The organism is Guyparkeria sp. TX1 (genome assembly GCF_046523965.1).
GTDB lineage: Bacteria > Pseudomonadota > Gammaproteobacteria > Halothiobacillales > Halothiobacillaceae > Guyparkeria.
Window position 1 is genome coordinate 1,545,763 of the sequence record NZ_CP144142.1, and the last position, 20,176, is coordinate 1,565,938.

Below are 20,176 nucleotides of genomic sequence, written 5' to 3' on the forward strand. Positions count from 1 at the left end.
AGATACCTGTTGCGCCACCCGATTGCGGCGTCGCGTGGTCACTCGCTTCTCGCCTATCGATTCGATATGTCTCGTCGCTCGTTCGGCGGCTCCTTGCACTCGAGCGGCTCACGACGATTTTTCGAGGCGTCTATGGCCCTGAGTGAACTGGACCAACGCCGCATCGAGAAACAGGTCGGCGAGTTTGTCGATGCGCGTCGACCGCCGCCGGACATTCGCCCGCAGATCGATATCGGTTATCGGCTGGATAACCAGGCCGTCGAGTTGTTCGAGCGGCGCCGGTCGATGCGGGGGCACCGTATCGAGGAGGAATTCGCCCGTTTGGTGTATGTGAAGTCACGTGATGTCTGGAAGCTTTACTGGAAGCGGACCGATTTGAGATGGCATCGGTACACGCCGTTTCCGGAGTCGACGCGGCTGGATGTGCTGCTGCAGGAAATCGACGAGGATCCCAACGCCTGCTTCTTCGGGTGACGTTCGAGCTCTCGGATCCCGTAGGAGCGGCTTCAGGCGCGAAATATTCATGTGGCAATTCGTTCTGGTTTCGCGGCTGAAGCCGCTCCTACAATGCACGTGACGGCCCAAACGCAAAATGGCCGCCCGAGGGCGGCCATTTTCTTTATCGATGGTCGAATTCCTTATCGACGGTCGAAATTGCGACGCGGCGGGCGCCCCTTGCCGGGGTGACCACCCGGGCCGCCAGGGCCGCGGGGTTTGCGGCGCGGTCGGCCGGCGGGTGCTGGGCCGATCGCCTGCAGGCCGAGTTTGATGCCGAACAGATGGATGTTGCTCATCTGCTGGACCAGGCGGTCGGGCATGCCGCCGGGCAGGTCGACGAAGCTGTGATCCTGCTCGATCTCGATCGCACCGATCTGCTTGCCGTTGATGCCGCCCTCGTTGGTCAGCGCGCCGACGATGTTGCCCGGCGTGACGCCGTGCTCGCGGCCGACATTGATGCGATAGCGGATCTTGTCGGAATCGTCGCGCGGGCCGCTGTCACGCTCCTGCATGGCCGGCGGCGGGGCCATTTCCTTGATCTGCTCGGCGATCACCGGGCGATCTTTTTGCAGCAGGAAGGCCAGTGCGGCGGCCACCTCGGCCATCTCGATGTCGTGCTCGTTCTGGTAGTCGTTCAACATCTCGACGAACGGTGTCAGTTCCTCGGCCTCGCGCACCTCGGTGATCTGGTCCTTGAGCTGTGAGCTGCGCTTGCTGGCGATGTCGGTCGCGCTCGGCAGACGCATCTGCTCGATCGGCTGGCGCGTGGCCCGCTCGATGGCCTTGAGCATGCGCTTTTCACGCGGGGTGACGAACAGGATCGCCTCGCCCGAGCGCCCGGCACGGCCGGTACGGCCGATGCGGTGGACGTAGGCCTCGGTGTCGTAGGGGATGTCGTAGTTGATGACGTGGCTGATGCGCGGCACGTCGAGGCCGCGGGCGGCGACATCGGTGGCGACGATCATGTCGAGTTGCCCGTTCTTGAGCTTCTCGACCGTCTTTTCGCGCTCGGCCTGGCCCATTTCACCCGACAGGGCCGCGGCAGAGTGGCCCCGTGCCTGCAGGCGCTCGGCCAGGTCGTTGGTGGCCTGACGCGTGCGCACGAAGATGATCGCGGCGTCGAAGTCCTCGACCTCGAGGATGCGGGTCAGCGCGTCGGGCTTGTGCATGCCCGAGACCGGCCAGAACCGCTGGCGAATCGCCGAGACGGTGCTGGTGCTGTTCTTGATCTTGATTTCCTGCGGGTTGCGCAGGTGACGCTGGGCGATGCGACGGATCGGCTCGGGCATGGTCGCCGAGAACAGGGCAACCTGGCGCTCGGCGGGGACCTCGGCGAGGATCGCGTCGACGTCGTCGATAAAGCCCATCCGCAGCATCTCGTCGGCCTCGTCGAGGACGACCATGCGGATCTGGTCGAACTGGAGCGTGCCACGACGCAGGTGATCCTGGATGCGGCCCGGGGTGCCGACGACCACGTGTACGCCGCGCTGCAGCAGCTTGCGCTGCTGGAACATGGCCTGTCCGCCGTAGATCGGGGCGATGTGGAAGTCGGGAATGTGGCGGGCGTAGTTGGCCATCGCCTCGGCGACCTGGATGGCCAGTTCGCGGGTCGGGGCGAGGACCAGCATCTGCGGGGCGCGAATGCTGGTATCGATGCGGCTCAACAACGGCAGCGCGAACGCGGCGGTCTTGCCGGTGCCCGTCTGGGCCATGCCGATCAGGTCGCGGCCTTCCAGCAGCGGCGGGATGCTCTGCGCCTGGATCGGGGAGGGGGTTTCGTAGCCGACGTCCTGGATCGCCTGCTGGATGGCAGGGCTCAGATCGAGATCGGCAAAGCGAACCGAGGGTTGCTCGGTAGCGGGGGTATCGGACATGGATATCTCAACAACAGGCGGCAGGGGCCGCGGGGGACAGGCGGGCGCTGGGCCCTCACATCGGAGCGCTCCGGAGATGGTCCGGGGCTCTTTGGCGGGCTCGTGGCTCGGCGGAAACCCGGGGGCGCGGTGTATCGCAAGGCGACACAAAGCGGTAAATCCCGAGTAATCGGTCATTCTACCGTTCCGGGAGCGCTTTGTCCCGAACTATTGTGCGTCTCCGACTATTGAGGTGGCCGACGCGACGATGGGATGGCTGCTATGTTGAGTGAGGCGCGCGCCCGCGTCATTGGTCAATGGCAAATGGAGCTAGCAATGGTCCACGGATTCGAGTCGTATCTTCCCATGCGCCGCTGGCCTCGATTCGCCCATTATCCGATCCGGTCGCGACTACCGTCTTGGCGGGGCCTGATGGTAGTGGGGCTTCTGGTGCTGGCCACGCCACTGGGAGCGGCTACCAGCAGCGCGTTGACGCCGGGGGCAGGCTCGTCCAGCGCCGCCGCGACGGATGATGACGACGAGACGCCGGAGCCGAATCTCGACTCGCGCCTCTACGAACCGGACGGGGACCTGCGCTCGTCAGCGATCGGGGATCTCAGCACGCCACGTGGCACCCTGATGAACCTGATTGCGGCGGCGGGCAGTGCTGACTATCGACAGGCTGCCAAATCACTGCAAGTACCCGGCGACATGACGCAGGCCGAGATGGAGGACGCCGCCGGCAAGTTGACCTACGTGCTGCGCCAGCGACTGCAATTGCGGGAGGACGTATTGCCGAACAATGGCGACGGATTGCGTGAAAAGGAACGTGAGGAGGAACGGTCTCCCCGAGACTCGATCCTGTTGGCGGAGTTCGAGGTGGCGGGAGAGCAGGTGCCGGTGCGTCTCGTGCGCACGGTTACCGACGAGGGCGCGCGCTGGTGGTTCGATGCGGAAACCGTCGCCGGGACGGACGTTCTGTACGACAACACGGGCATGGGGAAGATTGTCTCCATGTTGCCGTTCTACCGGATCAAGTACGAGGTGCTGGAAAGCAACGTGTTCCGGCTGGGACTGGCGGCCTTCGGCGTGGCGCTCAGCGCGATCCTGGCCTTGCTGATTCGCTGGGCGGTGTTGCGTCTCGCAAGGCGCTTGTTGCCGAATGATGTGGTGACTGACTGGATGCCTTATCTGCGGCGTTATGTCGGCTTTGCGTTCCTGTCTCTGGTCTTCTTCCTGCTGGCGGGGTCGTTGTTTGAGCCGCTGATCCTGTTGCCTGCTCCGGCGCAGTCGTTTTACGAGTCGCTCGTTTTCGTCGGCGTGGCCGGCTCGGTGACCTGGCTGCTGATCAACGTGGTGCGCATGTTCTTTTCCACCTACGGGCAGAGCAAGCTGCGACGGCTGGAGGACAGCAGCATCTTTCTTGCCCGCACCTACAACACCAAGATGACGGTGCTCAGTCGGACGCTGATCGGTGTGATCTTTTTCGTCGGTGTGATTGTCGCGTTGTCGACCTTCGACTGGTTTGCCTCGCTGGGGCTCTCGTTGCTTGCCTCGGCCGGCCTGATCAGTCTGCTCATCGGTATCGGTGCCCAACGCAGCATCGCCAGTCTGTTTGCCGGGCTGCAGGTGGCGCTCACCCAGCCGATGCGCATCGGCGACCTGGTGATTTTCAAGGGCGAATGGGGGTACATCGAGAACATCACCTATACCTACGCGGTGATCCGTATATGGGACCTGCGTCGACTGACCGTGCCGTCGACGATGTTGATCGACGAGCCGATCTACAACTACTCGTATGCCAGTGAGGATGGCGACCTGAACGTCTATGGCGAGGTTTACCTGTATCTCGATTACACCGCGCCGATTGATGCGATCCGGGAGAAGCTGGCCGAGTTGGTCAAGGATGACGAGAACCACGACGGCGAGGTGGCCAGCGTCCTGGTCACCGACTGTCGCGACTGGACACTTGAGGTGCGGGCATTGGTGAGTGCGACCGACGGGTTGGCCGCCTGGTACCTTCGTTGCAAGGTACGTGAAGGACTGATTCGCTTCCTGCAGGAACTCGAGGACGGGCGATACTTGCCGCGCTCACGGGTGGTGCTCGAGCGAGAGCTGGCCGATGGCGGGTCGAGCGGAGAGTCGAGTCGCGGGGACGGCGATACGACGCCACAGCGGTCGCAGGAAGAGCGTCACGGTGTCGGGGCGCGTCCCGACGATCTTGCCGAGAACACCTGACGCGCCTGCGGGTGTGTCTGGTATCAAAGCCTTATTCGGGCCGCAGCCAATAAAAAAACCCGGCCTGTTGGGCCGGGTCGATGATCGATCGATGTTTGCCTTGCGGGTTATTCGCCCTTGTCGGCCTCTGCCTTGGCCGCCGCCTCTTCGAACAGCGGCTTCAATTCACCACGCTCGTACATCTCGATGGTGATGTCCGCGCCGCCGATCAGCTCGCCATTGACGTAGACCTGCGGGAAGGTCGGCCAGTCCTGGTAGCTCGGCAGGGCCTGCATGATCTCCGGGTCGGCCATCACGTTGACGTAGCCGAACGGCACGCCGCAGGCCTTCATTGCCTCGGCGGTACGGCTGGAAAAGCCGCAGGTCGGGAACTGCGGCGTGCCCTTCATGAAGATCAGGATCGGGTTTTCTTTGACGAACTGGTCGATGCGCTCAAGAGCATCCATGGTGATGGTCTCCCGTCTAAGTCGGTGTCTGGTGGCCCGTCGATGAACCGGCGGACCGAATGACTTTATATGGGACCAAATTCGTACCGATTTGGCAAGGCTTGCACGGGCGCGGCCCGACAGGCAGGGCGCACTAGTCTTCGTAGTGGCGCGCCTTTACCTGGTTGCGGCCGGCCTGCTTGGCGCTGTAGAGCGCGCCGTCGGCGGCGTTGATTATCTCTTGCGGCGTGATGTGTTCCGGGTAACCCGCCACACCGGCGCTGAACTGGCAGTGGATGGTGTCGCCGGCCTCGGTGGTCACGGCGATCTCGGCGAACTGCTCGCGCAGCCGGTCGATCAGCTCCACGGCCGCATCAATCTCGGTGGCCGGCAGGACGACCAGGAACTCCTCGCCGCCGTAGCGGCCCACGCCGTCGTACTTGCGCAGGCGGGTGTTCAGCAGGGTCGAGAGGCGGCGGATGACGCGGTCGCCACTCGGGTGGCCGTGGGTGTCGTTGATGCTCTTGAAGTTGTCGATGTCGATCATCACGACCGACAGCGGTTGTTCCTGACGGATGGCGCGGTCGAGCTCGCTGTCGACCAGGTTGGTGATCGCGCGGTGGTTAAGCAGCCCGGTGAGCGAGTCGGTGCGACGCTCGGCACGTGCCTGGCGGTAACGTTGCGCGCGGTAGCGCACCATGCGGATCAAATCGTCGCCGGCGATCGACTTGTTGAGGAAATCGTCGCCGCCCTGGAGCTTGGCCTCCAGTCGATGCTGGTCGCGTTCCTCGGTGGACATGAACAGGATCGGTACGTCCGAGAGCTGTGGGTGCTCGCGGAAGATGCGCGCGAGGTCCACGCCGTCCATCTCCGGCATGTAGAGATCCAGCAGGATCACGTCCGGCTGTTCGGTGATCGCCGCATCGAAGGCGGCCTGGGGGCGGGTCTCGAACAGCAGGCGGACATTGGCACGGGCGAACTGCTTGCGCCAGTACATGCCCGCGGTGGCCATGTCGTCGACCAGCAGCACGGTGATCTGCTCGTCGTCGCATTCGTAGGCGCGTGCCCCGGTCAGCAAGGTATTGAGGCGCGCGGAGTCGATCGGGTAGGTGATCACGTGGTCGATGCCGGCACGCACGGCGGCCGCGCGGATGGCGAAGTCGTCGCGCTGACTGATCATCAGTGACTGGGCGCAGGCGGACATGCGCTTTTTCAGGTCGGCAAGTTGGCTGAATTCGCGCTCGTGATCGGCATCGTCCTGCGCGAGATAAATCAATAAGCCCGTGTGCTCCAGCAGGGCCGGATCGGGGTTTTCCAGGTTGATCGGATGGGCGCCGAATCCGCTGCGCCGCAGGGAATCTTCCAGCACTTCGGGGACGTCGGTGCTGCCGGTGTAGAGCGCGATGGCCTCCGGGGTGTCGTCCTGCGTCTTTTGCAGGTGCTGGACCAGGCGATCGAAGTAGCGGATCAGTCGATTGAGCCTTGATAGGTCGGCCGATCCCTGCGCGTGTTCACGCGCGATTTCCTGATCGATGCGGTTGAGCACCCCCAGCAGCACGCGCAGCTTTTGGTGGCGGGCACGCTGAATCAGGCAGCGAACCTGGCTCTGCAGGTCGGCCAGTCGCGTTGCGCGGCGAGCGGTGGGGGCATCGACGGTCGCCCGCAGCGAGGAGGCCGCCATCGGCCAGTCGCGGGGGCCCGTGTCCCAGTCGGGCAGATCGATGGGGTCGGGCTCGGTCACGGCGTCGTCTGGCATGGGGCTCGGTCCATTGAGTCGGTTGGGCTGAGTCAGTTCAGCGTTTCCTGATATTGACTCTAACGCAATCCAACGACGGTCTGTACCGCCGCGATTTGATTGCCCATAAAGCTGGATAGTGAGGCAATCGACAGGCGTAAAGGTTCCCTGGCGGGGCGTACAGACCTTCCTTAAATACCCTGCTGTTGCAGCCAGAGTTCGAAGACTGCCAGGTGCCAGATCTTCGCCCCTTGCAGGCGGGTGAAGTGACGATCGGGTTCGGCGAGCAGCTTCTCCACGTAGGCCGGCTCGAACAGTCCGCGGGCGCGCGCGGTGTCCGAAGTGAGGATCTCGCGCATGAACTCCAGGAACGGGCCGCGCACGAACTTGAGCGCCGGCACCGGGAAGTAGCCCTTGGGCCGGTCGATGACCGTATCCGGAATGCGCCCGCGGGCGATGCGCTTGAGGATGCCCTTGCCACCCTGCGCGAGCTTGTGTTCCGCCGGCACGCGCATGGCCGCCTCGACCAGGGCGGTGTCGAGGAAGGGCACGCGCGCCTCCAGCCCCCAGGCCATAGTCATGTTGTCGACGCGCTTGACCGGGTCGTCGACGATCAGGGTGCTGGCATCGAAACCCAGCACGCGGTTGGCGAACGACCCGCCGCCGGCCCCCGCCAGTCCCTTCTTTACCAGCTCGCTGGTCGCATCCGGCCCGCGGAAGCGCTCGGTGACCATCGCCATCAGTTCCTCGTGGCTGCGGTCGAAGTAGTACGGCGCGAAGCGCTCCAGGTCGGAACCTTCTGTCTCCGCCATCTTCGGGTACCAGAAGTAGCCGCCAAAGACCTCGTCGGCGCCCTGGCCGGAGAGCACCACCTTGACCTCGCGTGCGACCTGCTCGGAGAGCAGGTAGAAGGCCACCGCGTCCTGGCCGAACATCGGCTCGTTCATCTCGCGCACCGCCTCGGGCAGGCGGGTGAGCACCTGCTCGTTGGGCACGTGAAAGCGGAAGTGCTCGGTCCGGTAGCGCTCGGCGACCGGGTCGGCGTACTCGAACTCGCTGCCCTTTTCCTCGGGCTGGTCCTCGAAGCCGATGGTGAAGGTCTTCGGGGTCACGCCCGCCTCGTGGGCCAGGGCGACGATCAACGAGGAATCCAGACCACCGGAAAGCAGTACGCCCACCGGCACGTCGCTGATGGCCAAGCGCTTTCGCACGGCATCCAGCAGTCGCTCGTGGATCAGCTCCGGCCACTCGTCGGCCGGGACGTCGTGGTCCTCGGCGGTATCGATGGCCCAGTAGCGTTGCAACTGGCGGTTGCCGTTGCGATCGACCCGCATCCAGTGGCCGGGCGGCAGCTTGTTCACCCCGCGGAAAATGGTGCGCGGCGCCGGCACCACGGCGTGCAGGGTGAACTGGTGGTGCAGGGCGGTGGGGTCAAAATCGGTGTCGACGTTGCCCGCGGCCAGCAGGGCTGGAAGGCTCGAGGCAAAGCGCAGCGGACCCTCGCCGACGGTGTGATAGAGCGGCTTGATGCCCTGGCGGTCGCGGAACAGGAACAGCGATTCGTCGCGCATGTCCCAGATCGCGAAGGCGAACATGCCGTCGAGGCGTGCCACACCATCCGGGCCCCACTCGCGGAAGGCGGCAAGGATCACCTCGGTGTCGCCGGTGGAGGCGAAACGATGCCCGAGCGACTGCAGTTCCTCGCGCAGTTGCGGGTGGTTGTAGATCGTGCCGTTGAAGACGATCGCCAGCCCACGCTCGCGGTCGACCATCGGCTGGTGGCCGTGGAAGGAGAGATCCAGGATCGACAGGCGCCGGTGACCGAAGGCCAGCGGGCCGTCGGAGAAGCTGCCCTCGTGGTCGGGCCCACGCCGTTCCAGCCGGCTCATCATCCGCCGTACCGCGGTCAGGTTGCCGTCACGTCCGCCGGTTTCCAGCCATCCGCAAATGCCACACATCGTTTCGCTCGCCTGTCGTCTGATCGTTGTCGGGATCGAGAGTCTAGCGCACGCTACCGGCCTACAGGCCGATGATGCCGTACTCGGTCAGGGTGGGCTCCCAGCGGCGCCAGTCGGGATAGGCATGATCCATCACGCCGTAGAATCGGGCGTTGTGGCCGCGCTCGACCAGGTGCGCCAGTTCGTGGACGATCACCAGGTCGATTGCCGCGACCGGCAGGCGCACCAGCTCGAGGTTGAGCCAGATGCGCCGCGCCTGGATGTTGCAGGTGCCCCAGCGTGATCGCATGCGCCGGATGCGGGTCTCGGGCCGGGTCAGCGCCATGTGATCGGCCCAATGAGGGACGCGGTGGTCGAGTACGCGTTTGAATTCCTGCCGGCAGTGCTCGCGCAGCAGCGCCTGCGCCTGATCGATCCCGGCGCTGCGGACATGGATGGTGCCGGGCTCCCGCCGCACTTGCCCCCGGGGTGTCGAGTCGTCGTGCCAGACAAGCGCGTGTTCCTCGCCGAACAGGTGGAGTCGATTCGGGAGTTGACCCTCGGTGATGACGGGCGGTCGATTGGCCAGCTTGCGGCGCTGTTCCTCGATCCAGCCGGCCCGGCTGGTGACAAACGCCCGCACCGCGCGGTCGCTGACTCGGCGTGGGGCGTTGACCCGCAGCGAACCATCCGCCGGATCGAGCCGCAGGTAGAGGTGTCGAATGGATTTGCGCTGCACCCGGACCTCGCCCATTGGGTGGTCGAGGCGGCTGACGCGTGTTTGTGTAGATCGTTTGGGGAGCAGGCGTTTCATTGGGGACGAAGTCTAACCGAGCGCGGCGAGCGGAACGGCAAGCGACTACGCTGGTCGCACGCGAAACCAGTTTCGAGCCAATGATCGAGGCCCCGGATGCTCAAGACACTGCAATCGTTGTTCTTCCCTGACCAGTCGACCACCGAGACCACCCGGGAGACACGTGTCGATGCGGCGGTGGCCATCCTGTTGATGGAGGTGGCGCGGGCGGATTTCGACGTCGCCGAGGGTGAGCTCGGCGTGATTCGCCGCACCCTGATCGACGATTTTGCTATGGGGGCGGATCAAGCCGATGAACTGGTGCGTCACGCTGCGGCCGAGGTGGATGATTCGACCGGATTCTTCCCGTTCGTGCGGGTGCTCAACGAGCAACTCGGCCAGAATCAGAAGCGACAGGTGGTCGAGACACTCTGGCGCGTGGCCTACGCCGATGCCGGCAAGCACCATCTCGAGGAATCGATCATCCGTCAGATAGCCGATCTGCTTTACGTGCCGCACAGCGAGTTCATCCGCGCCCGGGTGCGGGCCGAGCAAGCCGCCTCCGATTGAGTTCCGGCGAGGCGCCAATAAAAAGCCCCGCGACCGATGGGTGCGGGGCTCGTTGATCTCAACCGGTCGCCGTTCAGGTCTTGAACTGGTTCACCAGTGCCTGCAGCTGCGAGGCCAGTCGTGCCAGTTCGTGGCTCGCCGTTGAGGTCTGCGCACCGCCCTCGGCGGTCTGGGAGGCGGCCTCGTTGATGTTGGAGACGTTGCGGTTGATCTCCTCGGCCACCTGGCCCTGTTCCTCGGCGGCCGAGGCGATCTGGTGGTTCATGTCGGTGATCGTCTCGATCGCGCGGGTGATGGTCACCAGTGACTGGCCGGCCTCGCGGGCCTGATCGGCGGTCTTGCGGGCATGCACCTGGCTGCTCTGCATGGCGCCGACAGCCTGCTTGGAGCCACCCTGGATGCTCTCGACCATCTCGCGGATCTCCAGGGTAGAGGCCTGCGTCTTGCTTGCCAGCGAACGGACTTCTTCGGCCACCACGGCAAAGCCACGGCCGTGCTCGCCGGCCCGGGCCGCCTCGATCGCGGCGTTGAGGGCCAGCAGGTTGGTCTGCTCGGCGATCTCGCGGATGACATCGACCACCGTGCTGATCTTCTCGCTGGCGGTCTCGAGGTTACCGATGATCGCGCCGGCCTCCTCGATTTCGTCGGCCAGCGCGGCGACATGGTTGATCGTCTCGTTGACCACGCGCTGACCGTCCTTGGCCTCCTCGTCGGCATTCTGCGCGGCATCGGCGGCGCCCGAGGCGTTCTGGGCGATGTCCTGGACCGTGCTGGTCATCTCGTTCATGGCCGAGGCGACCATCTCGGTCTCTTGGCGCTGCTTCTGCACGCCCTCGTTGGTGTCCGCGGTGATCTGCGAGAGTTCCTCGGCGGAGGCCGAGAGCTGGCCGGTCGAGTTCGCGACTTCGTGGATCGAGTCGCGCATCTTGGCGGCAAAGCGGTTGAACGCGGCGGACAGGTCAGTGATCTCGTCGCGACCGCTCTCGTCGAGGCGCTGAGTGAGATCGCCGTCACCCTTGGAGATATCGTCCATCGCCTGGACGGTCCGACGCAGCGGCCGTGTGATGCTACGAGTGATCAGGAAACCGATCAGCGCGGCGATGGCGATCGCCACGGCCATCACGGAGATGACCTTGTTGCGGGCCGCGGCCTGGCGCTCAACGTACTCGCTGCGATCCATGCTCACGGCAAGCACGCCCACCGGGTTACCCGAGAAATCCGCGATGGTGTGGGCGTAGGTCACCATCGGCGTCTCGTCGAGCGCGTGCTCCCAGATCGTGGTGTCGCTCTTGGCGGCACGCAGCTGGTCGGCCGCGAGCGCGCTTGGCTGGCCGAGGGTCGAGCCGAAGGCCTCGAAGCCGCCGCTGTCGGTTTCCAGGTACAGGCCGATGTCCACGCCGTAGCCGGTCTTGAACTTGTCGAAGAATGGCTGACCGAAGCTCATGCCGAATTCGACGCTGCCCTGGTGCTCGCCCTGGTAGCGGATCGGTGCGATGCCGCGCATGCCGAGTCCGGCCACGCCGCGCTCCAGGCCTCGAACGCGCTTGCTTTCATTGTTGGTCGCCAGGACGGTCTTGCGGAAACTGGAGAGGTCGTCACCGAACTTCTCCGGCTTGTGGGCGCGGAAGAAGGAGGTAGCCGGCGGCAGGTGGAACTGGAACTGGCGCGCGCCGTAGTCCTCGCGCATCGGGGCGAACATCGGCAGGGTCATCGTGCTGATCCGCTCCCGATCCTGCTCGGCCATCGCCTGTTCGATATCCGGAATGCGCGAAACTGCCGTGCTCAACGCCTCGGCCAGACGCCCCTCGGCGCTGATCTCGGCCTGTGCGCTTTCGAACAGCCCGCGCAACTCACGTTGCTGGGCCTGCTTGATGGTGGCCGAGAATTCGGTGATCACCAGAGGGATGATCAGGGCGGCGATAAAGACGATGACCAGGGCAAAGCCGAGGGCGAGTCGGGCGCCGATGGTCAGGTTCTTGAAGAGGGCAGGCATGGTTGGCTCCGCGTGGTCTGGCTCGGGGCAGATGGATGAGTCGGGACCCGTGAAATCGGCCGATGCGCTGGAAACTTTAACCTCAGTTATTTGCTGAGGTATTAGTTCGTACTCAAACGATTCTCCGGCGCGGCTTCACGCGTTGGCCGGTCCGGTCCGAGGGTCACAAAAGGGGCGGGAGCCTAACCAACCAACCCTCCGTCGTCCATTGGAGGGCGTTTCTCAGTCGCCCTCGAGTTCCATCCAGCGGTCGAGAACCGCTTCGAGTTCCTGCTCGAGCTCGGTGACGCGGGCCAGCGTGCGTTCGACCTCGGCGGGATCGCCCTGGTAGAAGGCGGGATCGTTGATGGTGGTCTGCAAGTCGGCCTGTTCAGCCTCCAGCGCCTCGATGCGGGCGGGCAGGGCGTCGAGCTCGCGCTGGACCTTGTAGGAGCGCTTTTTCGCCTTTTTCGGCTTGTCTCCGGCCGGTTTCGCGTTTGCGCCGGCCTTTTGGGGGCCTTTCTGAGCCGTTGTGGCAGCCGGGTTGGACCGGGCCGCGCCTTGCGCTACCTGGTCGAGGTAGTCCTCGTAGCCGCCGATGACTTCCTCGATCTCGCCATCGCCCTTGAAGACCAGCAGGCCGGTGACGACGTTGTCGAGAAACGCCCGGTCGTGGCTGACCAGCAGCAGGGTGCCGTCGTAATCCGACAGCGCCTGCTCGAGCACCTCGAGGGTCTCGAGATCGAGATCGTTGGTGGGTTCGTCGAGTACCAGCAGGTTGGCCGGCTTGGCGAACAGTTTGGCCAGCAGCAGGCGGTTGCGCTCACCGCCGGACAGCAATTCGACCCGCGTGCGGGCCCGTTCCGGGGTGAACAGGAACTGTTGCAGGTAGCCGATGCCGTGGACGTTACTGCCCCGGACGTCGAGGCGGTCGCCACCGTCGCAGAGGTTCTCGATGGCGGTCCAGTTGTCGCGCAACTGGGCACGGTGCTGGTCGAAGTAGGCGATTTCCAACTGCGAGCCGCGCTTGATGCTGCCCGAGGTCGGTTCGATCTGGCCTAGGATCAGCTTGATCAGGGTGGACTTGCCTGCGCCGTTGGGGCCGACCAGTCCCACTCGATCGCCCCGCAGGATCGTGGTGGTCAGATCGCGGATGACGGTCTTGTCGCCGAAGGCCACGCTGGCGTCCTGTATCTCGGCGATGATCTTGCCGGAGGTGCGGCCGGAGTCGGTCGACAGGGCCACGCGCCCGGCCTTGTCTCGTCGGGCGGCGCGCTCGGCGCGCAGTTTTTCCAGGTTGCGGACACGCCCCTCGTTGCGGGTACGCCGCGCCTTGACACCCTGACGGATCCAGACCTCCTCCTGGGCGAGCGTCTTGTCGAAGCGCGCGTTCTCCTGCGCCTCGGCATTGGCTCGCTCCTCGACCCGCCGCAGGTAGTTGTCGTAGTCGCCCGGCCAGCTGGTCAGGTGACCGCGGTCGAGCTCGATGATGCCGTTGGCCAGCCGCTTGAGGAAGGCGCGATCGTGCGTGATGAAGACCACGGCGCCGGTGAAATTGCGGACGAGGTCCTCCAGCCATTCGATCCCGGCGATGTCGAGGTGGTTGGTGGGCTCGTCGAGCAGCAACAGCTCGGGCTCGATCACCAGCGCCTGGCCGAGCAGGACGCGGCGGCGTTCCCCACCGGACAGCCCGCGCACAGAGGCATCGGCATCCAGGCCCAACCGCGTCATGACCTCGTCGACCTTCTGCCCGGCCATCCAGCCGTCGCGGGTTTCCAGTTCGTGCTGGAGAACGGACAGGCGATCGAGTGCGGCATCGCTGTCCGCGTTCTGCGCCAGTTCGTGGTACTCGGTGAGCACGTCGTGCAGGTCACCCAGGCCCGAGGCGACCACGGAGTAGACCGTCTCGTCGGTATCGAGATGCGGGTCCTGCGGCAGGTAGGCGACCTGTGAGCCGGGTTCGAGGCGAATCTGGCCGTCGTCGGCTCGCTGAATGCCGGCCAGCATCTTGAGGAAGGTGGACTTGCCTTCGCCGTTGCGACCGATCAGCGCCAGCTTGTCGCCGCGCTCGATGGTGAGGTTGGCGTGGTCCAGTAGCTTGCGGTCGCCGATGGCGAATTGCAGGTTTTCGACGGTCAGAAGGGGCATAGGGGTCGGAGCTTGAAGCTGAAGGCTGAAAAGGGGTGTGCATTGTACGCGGTTGCTCCGCGTCAAGGCGGGGGATTCTCCCCTCAGCGTCGTTCGCGGAAGAACTCGGTGAGGAGTTCGGCCGCCTCGGTCTCGCAGGGGCCGGTGTCGATCACGGGACGAAAGTGATGCCAGTCGGCCCGATTGAGGTCGATGGCAGAGCCGCAGGCACCGCCGCGCGGGTCCGGGGCGGCGTAGACGATCCGTGCGACGCGGGCGTGCGAGGCCGCAGCCAGGCACATGGGGCAGGGCTCGAGGGTGACGTAGAGAGTGCAGTCGTCGAGGCGATAGTTGGCCAGATGCCGCCCGGCCTCGCGCATGGCCAGTATCTCGGCGTGTGCGCTCGGGTCGTGCAGGGCGACGGGGCGGTTGTGCCCGCGGCCGATGGTGGCTCCGTTCGCGTCGACCACGATGGCGCCGACCGGCACCTCGCCCAGCTCGATCGACTGTCGAGCCAGGGCAAGGCAGGCCTGCATCTGTTTGCGGTCGTGGCCGCTCATGGAGTCAGGGCTGGCGGCGAGCGGGCGTCATTCCCACTCGATGGTGCCGGGCGGCTTGCCGGTGACGTCGTAGACCACCCGCGAGATGCCGCGGACCTCGTTGACGATGCGCAGCGAGACCTTTTCCAGGAACTCGTAGGGCAGGCGTGCCCAGCGGGCGGTCATGAAGTCGATGGTCTCGACCGCGCGCAGGGCGACGACGTAGTCGTAGCGACGACCATCGCCCATCACGCCCACGGAGCGGACCGGCAGGAACACGGCGAAGGCCTGCGAGACCTGGTCGTAAAGGCCGGCCTCGCGCAGCTCGTGGATGAAGATGGCATCGGCGCGGCGCAGCAGCTCGGCGTATTCGTGCTTGACCTCGCCGAGGATGCGCACACCGAGGCCCGGGCCGGGGAAGGGGTGTCGCATGATCATCTCGCTGGGCAGGCCGAGTTCCAGGCCGATCTGGCGGACCTCGTCCTTGAACAGCTCGCGCAGCGGCTCGACCAGGCCGAGTTTCATGTGCTCGGGCAGGCCGCCGACGTTGTGATGTGACTTGATCACGTGGGCCTTGCCGGTCTTCGAGCCGGCCGACTCGATCACGTCGGGGTAGATGGTGCCCTGGGCGAGCCATTGCGCGTTCTCGCGCTTACCGGCCTCGTCATCGAAGATGTCGATGAAGGTGTTGCCGATGATCTTGCGCTTCTTCTCGGGGTCGGCCTCGCCGGCCAGCCGCGAAAGGAATTGGTCCTCGGCGTCGACACGGATGACACGCACGCCCAGGTGCTCGGCGAAGGTGCGCATCACCTGGTCGCCTTCACCCTCGCGCAGCAGACCGTTGTCGACGAAGATGCAGGTGAGTTGGTCGCCGATGGCGCGGTGGAGCAGGGCGGCGACCACCGATGAGTCCACGCCGCCGGACAGGCCGAGGATGACTTCCTCGTCCCCGACCTGCTCGCGGACCTGGTCGATCATGGTCTCGATGATCGCGTCCGAGCGCCACAGCCCTTGCGTGTCACAAATCTCGCGGACGAAGCGCTCGATGATGCGCGCGCCCTGGCGGGTGTGGGTGACCTCGGGATGGAACTGCACGCCGAAGAAGTTGCGCGACTCGTCGGCCATGCCGGCGATCGGCGCGTTGTCCGAGGAGGCCATCAGTTTGAAGCCCTCGGGCAGGTCAACCACGTGATCGCCATGGCTCATCCAGACGTCCAGCAGCCCGAAGCCTTCCTCGGTGACCTCGTCCTCGATGTCCTTCAACAGCGCGGTATGGCCACGGGCGCGCACCTTGGCAAAGCCGAATTCCTGGTGGCTGGCGTTCTCGACCTTGCCGCCCAGCTGGGCGGCCATGGTTTGCATGCCGTAGCAGATGCCCAGTACCGGTACGCCCAGAGTGAACACCAGCTCGGGGGCGCAGGGCGCGTTTTGCGGGTCGATGACCGATTCGGGGCCGCCGGAGAGGATGATGCCAGTGGGGTTGAAGTCACGAACGAAGGCGTTGTCGACATCCCAGGAGTGGATTTCACAATACACCCGTGACTCGCGCACGCGCCGAGCGATCAGTTGCGTGTACTGTGAGCCGAAATCCAGGATCAGGATGCGCTCGGCGTGGATGTCGGGATGCGGGATGGTCGAGGAAGCGGTCATCGTGAGGTCCGTGTTTTTCAGGCAAGGGCAGCTTGGCCCTGTAACAAGTCGACCCGGCAGGCAGGGCCGGGTCGATGGCAAACGAGGCGCCCCGGCAGGGGCGCGGCACTGGTTTTACACCCGGTAGTTCGGGCTCTCCTTGGTGATCGACACGTTGTGGACATGCGATTCGAGCATGCCGGCATTCGTGATGCGCACGAACTGCGGCTGCTTACGCATGGTGTCGATGTCCTTGGCGCCGACGTAGCCCATCGAGGCGCGCAGGCCGCCGATCATCTGGTGGACGATGGCGACCAGCGAGCCCTTGTAGGGCACGCGGCCCTCGATGCCTTCCGGTACCAGCTTCTCGGCGGTGGTCTCCGCCTGGAAGTAGCGATCCGAGGACCCCTGCTGCATCGCCCCGAGCGAGCCCATGCCCCGGTACGACTTATAGGAGCGGCCTTGGAACAGCTCGACCTCGCCGGGTGACTCCTCGGTGCCTGCCAGCATCGAGCCGACCATCACCGAGTGGGCACCGGCGGCCATGGCCTTGGCGAAGTCGCCGGAGAAACGTACGCCGCCGTCGGCAATCAGCGGCACGTCCGTGCCCTTGAGCGCCTCGGCCACGTTGGAAATGGCGGTGACCTGCGGTACGCCCACGCCAGCGACGATGCGGGTGGTGCAGATCGAACCCGGGCCGATACCGACCTTGACCGCGTCCGCGCCGGCCTCTACCAGCTCGAGGGCGGCCTGGCCGGTGGCGATGTTGCCGCCGATCACCTCCACCTGCGGGTAGCGGCCCTTGATCCAGGCCACCCGGTCGATCACGCCCTTGCTGTGACCATGTGCGGTGTCGACCACGATCACGTCCACGCCGGCGGCGACCAGCGCCTCGATGCGCTCCTCCGTGTCACCGCCGGTGCCGACGGCCGCGCCAACGCGCAGTTGCCCGGAGGCGTCCTTGCAGGCATTGGGGTAGTCGGTGGACTTCTGGATGTCCTTGACGGTGATCATGCCGCGCAGCTCGAAGTCATCGTTGACCACCAGCACCTTCTCGATGCGGTGCTTGTGCAGCAGGGCCTCGACTTCCTTGCGGTTGGCGCCTTCCTTGACGGTCACCAACTGCTCCTTGCCGGTCATGATGTTGGCCACCGCCTGGTCGAGATTCTGTTCGAAGCGCAGATCGCGACTGGTGACGATGCCGACGAGGTGGCCTTCGCTGACCACGGGCACGCCACTGATGGAGTGATCGCGCGTGATCTTGAGCACGTCGCGAATGCTGGTGTCCGGGGTGACCGTGATCGGGTCCTTGATGACACCCGATTCGTGTTTCTTCACCCGGCGGACATGCTCGGCCTGCTGCGTGGCCGTCATGTTCTTGTGGATGATCCCCATGCCCCCTTCCTGGGCAAGCGCAATCGCGAGGCGCGCCTCGGTGACCGTGTCCATCGCCGAGGAGATCAGCGGGATATTGATTTGGATATTACGGGTCAGGTGCGTGACAAGTGACACGTCCCGGGGCAGCACCGAGGAGCGGGCCGGAATGAGCAACACGTCGTCGAAGGTGAGACCTTCCTCGAGGATTCGCATGGTTGGGGGACTCTTGCGGATGGTAGAAAGTGTCCGCGCAATTATAGTGGCCTGCGCCCGACGGGTAAATGTCCGGATGGCTCGGTGTCCCTCACCGGGAGCATTCGGATGCGGTTTTGGGGCCATAAAGGGGCGTTGTTGGCATCCCGACTTTGATTGCGCTAAAGTCGGACTCGCTACCAGAGCAAACCACCTAGGAGGCAGTAAATAATGATTAAAACAGCACGCGTTGTTGCCGCAGCAGCGGGCTTTGCCCTGATCGGTTCGGTTGGCATGGCCAACGCCGCCAGCGAAGCAGATTACGAGAAGGCCAAGCAAGAAGCCCAAGCCGCCGTTGAAGCCGTTCAAGAGAAAGGCTACGCGCCGTGGAGCCCGCACCCGAAGAGCGCCTTGTTCGGCGAAGCCGACAAGCTGGCCAAGAAGGGCGAGTACGACAAGGCCATCGAGAAGGCCGAGTACATCAAGGAGCTGCAGGCACTGGCCGAGAAGCAGTGGGCCGAGCAGGAAGCCGGTCCGTACAAGACCTGGTAAAGGCTTGATGGTCCCGGCCAGCCCTGGCGGGTTGGCCGACCGCTAGAAACAGCAAGCATTCCCGGGCCGCGAGCGTTGTTCGCGGCCTTTTTCGTGCTGTACTTCGGGGCTGACTCGAGTCCCCGTCTTTTTTCTTGATCACGGATTGTGCCCATGTCATCTCCCACCGGATCGACCGCCCTGTCGGTCACCCAGATCAACAAGCAGGCCGGTGATCTGCTCGGCCAGGTGTTCGGCCTGGTCGAGGTGGTCGGCGAGATCAGTGAGCACAAGCGGGCGGCGTCAGGGCATCACTACTTCGCACTCAAGGATGATCGGTCGCAGTTGCGTTGCGCCTTTTTTCGCGGCAACGCACAACGCTGCGCCCATCCACTACGCGAGGGCGAAGAGGTGGTCGCGACCGGGCGGCTGGGTATCTACACCGAACGAGGTGCCTACCAGCTGATTGTCCAGTCGATCGCGCCGGCCGGTGAGGGGCGCCTGGCCGCCGAGTTCGAACGACTCAAGCAGCGCCTGCTGACCGAGGGGCTGTTCGCGCCAGAGCACAAGCGACCAACACCGGAGCTGCCGCGACATATCGCCGTGATCTCGTCGGACACCGGTGCGGCAATCCATGACGTGCACGTCACCTTGGCGCGGCGCTTTCCGCTGGCGCGGGTCACGTTGTTCCCGGTGCGGGTGCAGGGAAGCGAGTCGGCCGGCGAGTTGCGCCAGGCCGTGTCGCAGCTAACTAGTGATGTCTTCGATGTGGCGTTGATCGTGCGTGGCGGAGGGTCGTTGTCGGACCTCTGGTCCTTCAATGACGAGACGCTGGTGCGTGCCTTGTATGACTGCCCGGTGCCGGTGATCAGTGGGGTCGGTCACGAGACCGACACCACGCTCTGCGACCTGGTGGCCGACCGCCGGGCGGCCACCCCCACGGGGGCCGCTGAACTGACCACACCCATCACGACGAGCGACATGCGCCAACATGTGGGGCGGTTTGCCGATCGGGCCCGTCTGCGCTGGGAGGGGCGGCTGCAGGCCGAGTCGCAACGCCTGGACGGGCTGACGCGGCGCCTCGATCGTGCCGGTCCGGTCGAGCGGCTACGTCTCGGTCGTTATCGACTGGCTGGATTGAAGTCACCACTGCGACACGGTATCGAGCGTCGCGTCGCCCAAGGGCGTGAACGTGCCCATGGTTTACGCCGACGCCTGGAAGGGGCGCATCCTCGGCGTCGCCTCGAGGGGCTCAGGGAACAACTGGTGGGGCCGGCAAGCCGGTTGTATCGATGCATTGCCGCAATCAACTCCGCCGAGCGTGAGCGGGTTGCCACGCTCTCCCGGCGCCTGCTGGTGAGCCGAGAGCGGCTGTTGCCTCGCTGGCGAGTCCGTCTTGATGCCACGCGGCTTGATCCCCAGGGCCTCGAGCGGCGACTGCGTGAAGAGCGTACCCGGCTTGCCGGCCTGTCCCGTCAGCTCGAGGCACTTGGCCCGCGTCAGGTCCAGCAACGGGGGTATGCCCTGATCGAAACCCGTGGTGAGGTCCGAAGCGATGGTTCCGGCGTGTTGGTCAAGCGGGCCGCGGAGGTCGAGCGGCTGGGTAGTGCGACCGGGCGATTGCCGTTGACCATTCGGTTCGTTGACGGTGACGTGGCGGTGGACTGGACGGCGCCGATATCCAGCGAAGCTTCATCGGACTCCTGACAACCGGATAACGTGGGGCGGGTTTTCCGGTGGCGTATTGCGCAACCGTGCCG

15 protein-coding genes are annotated in these 20,176 nt (G+C 64.9%); 5 read left to right on the forward strand and 10 right to left on the reverse strand.

The features are described from left to right. The first annotated feature begins 132 nt into the window (after positions 1 to 132). Positions 133 to 474 carry a DUF3024 domain-containing protein gene (locus VWP12_RS07255; protein ID WP_410473580.1) on the forward strand — a complete coding sequence of 114 codons (342 nt, stop codon included), beginning with the start codon at positions 133 to 135 and terminating at the stop codon, positions 472 to 474. A gap of 164 nt (positions 475 to 638) precedes the next feature. Here VWP12_RS07255 and VWP12_RS07260 read toward each other — a convergent pair whose 3' ends face one another. Continuing rightward, positions 639 to 2,372: a DEAD/DEAH box helicase gene (locus VWP12_RS07260; RefSeq protein ID WP_125198505.1), complete on the reverse strand. Its 1,734-nt coding sequence runs from the start codon at positions 2,370 to 2,372 to the stop codon at positions 639 to 641. A gap of 411 nt (positions 2,373 to 2,783) precedes the next feature. Here VWP12_RS07260 and VWP12_RS07265 point away from each other — a divergent pair, with 411 nt between their 5' ends. After that, positions 2,784 to 4,589, forward strand: a complete 1,806-nt coding sequence (locus VWP12_RS07265) for a mechanosensitive ion channel family protein (protein WP_410473581.1) — start codon at positions 2,784 to 2,786, stop codon at positions 4,587 to 4,589. Between the two features lie 107 nt (positions 4,590 to 4,696). Here the strand turns inward: VWP12_RS07265 and grxD are convergent, their stop codons facing one another. The 4 genes from grxD to VWP12_RS07285 form a co-directional block, all read right to left on the reverse strand. Next, on the reverse strand, positions 4,697 to 5,035 hold the full coding sequence (gene grxD, locus VWP12_RS07270; RefSeq protein WP_125198507.1) for a Grx4 family monothiol glutaredoxin: 339 nt from the start codon (positions 5,033 to 5,035) through the stop codon (positions 4,697 to 4,699). 133 nt (positions 5,036 to 5,168) lie between these two features. Then, complete coding sequence (locus VWP12_RS07275) at positions 5,169 to 6,770, reverse strand: diguanylate cyclase (RefSeq protein ID WP_410473582.1); 1,602 nt, start codon at positions 6,768 to 6,770, stop codon at positions 5,169 to 5,171. Positions 6,771 to 6,940: 170 nt separating this feature from the next. Continuing rightward, the gene (locus VWP12_RS07280; RefSeq protein WP_410473583.1) at positions 6,941 to 8,707 is read right to left on the reverse strand and encodes an N-acetylglutaminylglutamine amidotransferase; all 1,767 of its coding nucleotides are present in this window, start codon (positions 8,705 to 8,707) and stop codon (positions 6,941 to 6,943) included. Between the two features lie 61 nt (positions 8,708 to 8,768). Continuing rightward, the gene (locus VWP12_RS07285) at positions 8,769 to 9,425 is read right to left on the reverse strand and encodes a M48 family metallopeptidase (RefSeq protein WP_410473584.1); all 657 of its coding nucleotides are present in this window, start codon (positions 9,423 to 9,425) and stop codon (positions 8,769 to 8,771) included. A gap of 171 nt (positions 9,426 to 9,596) precedes the next feature. Here VWP12_RS07285 and VWP12_RS07290 point away from each other — a divergent pair, with 171 nt between their 5' ends. Next, positions 9,597 to 10,049, forward strand: a complete 453-nt coding sequence (locus VWP12_RS07290) for a TerB family tellurite resistance protein (RefSeq protein ID WP_410473585.1) — start codon at positions 9,597 to 9,599, stop codon at positions 10,047 to 10,049. A gap of 73 nt (positions 10,050 to 10,122) precedes the next feature. On the opposite strand, the gene VWP12_RS07295 is transcribed toward VWP12_RS07290, so the two are convergent. The 5 genes from VWP12_RS07295 to guaB all read right to left on the reverse strand — a co-directional run bounded on the left by VWP12_RS07295 (position 10,123) and on the right by guaB (position 17,906). Further along, positions 10,123 to 12,042 carry a methyl-accepting chemotaxis protein gene (locus tag VWP12_RS07295; protein WP_410473586.1) on the reverse strand — a complete coding sequence of 640 codons (1,920 nt, stop codon included), beginning with the start codon at positions 12,040 to 12,042 and terminating at the stop codon, positions 10,123 to 10,125. A gap of 222 nt (positions 12,043 to 12,264) precedes the next feature. Next, the gene (locus VWP12_RS07300; protein ID WP_410473587.1) at positions 12,265 to 14,169 is read right to left on the reverse strand and encodes an ATP-binding cassette domain-containing protein; all 1,905 of its coding nucleotides are present in this window, start codon (positions 14,167 to 14,169) and stop codon (positions 12,265 to 12,267) included. 83 nt (positions 14,170 to 14,252) lie between these two features. Continuing rightward, complete coding sequence (locus VWP12_RS07305) at positions 14,253 to 14,684, reverse strand: nucleoside deaminase (RefSeq protein ID WP_410474954.1); 432 nt, start codon at positions 14,682 to 14,684, stop codon at positions 14,253 to 14,255. Between the two features lie 51 nt (positions 14,685 to 14,735). After that, positions 14,736 to 16,337, reverse strand: a complete 1,602-nt coding sequence (gene guaA / locus VWP12_RS07310) for a glutamine-hydrolyzing GMP synthase (RefSeq protein ID WP_410473588.1) — start codon at positions 16,335 to 16,337, stop codon at positions 14,736 to 14,738. Between the two features lie 114 nt (positions 16,338 to 16,451). After that, complete coding sequence (guaB, locus tag VWP12_RS07315; RefSeq protein WP_410473589.1) at positions 16,452 to 17,906, reverse strand: IMP dehydrogenase; 1,455 nt, start codon at positions 17,904 to 17,906, stop codon at positions 16,452 to 16,454. Positions 17,907 to 18,116: 210 nt separating this feature from the next. On the opposite strand from guaB, the gene VWP12_RS07320 reads away from it, so the two are divergent. Continuing rightward, on the forward strand, positions 18,117 to 18,437 hold the full coding sequence (locus VWP12_RS07320) for a hypothetical protein (RefSeq protein ID WP_125198515.1): 321 nt from the start codon (positions 18,117 to 18,119) through the stop codon (positions 18,435 to 18,437). A 153-nt stretch (positions 18,438 to 18,590) separates the two neighbouring features. After that, positions 18,591 to 20,123, forward strand: coding sequence for an exodeoxyribonuclease VII large subunit (gene xseA / locus VWP12_RS07325; RefSeq protein ID WP_410473590.1), 1,533 nt, complete (start codon positions 18,591 to 18,593; stop codon positions 20,121 to 20,123). The last annotated feature ends 53 nt before the right edge of the window (positions 20,124 to 20,176 follow it).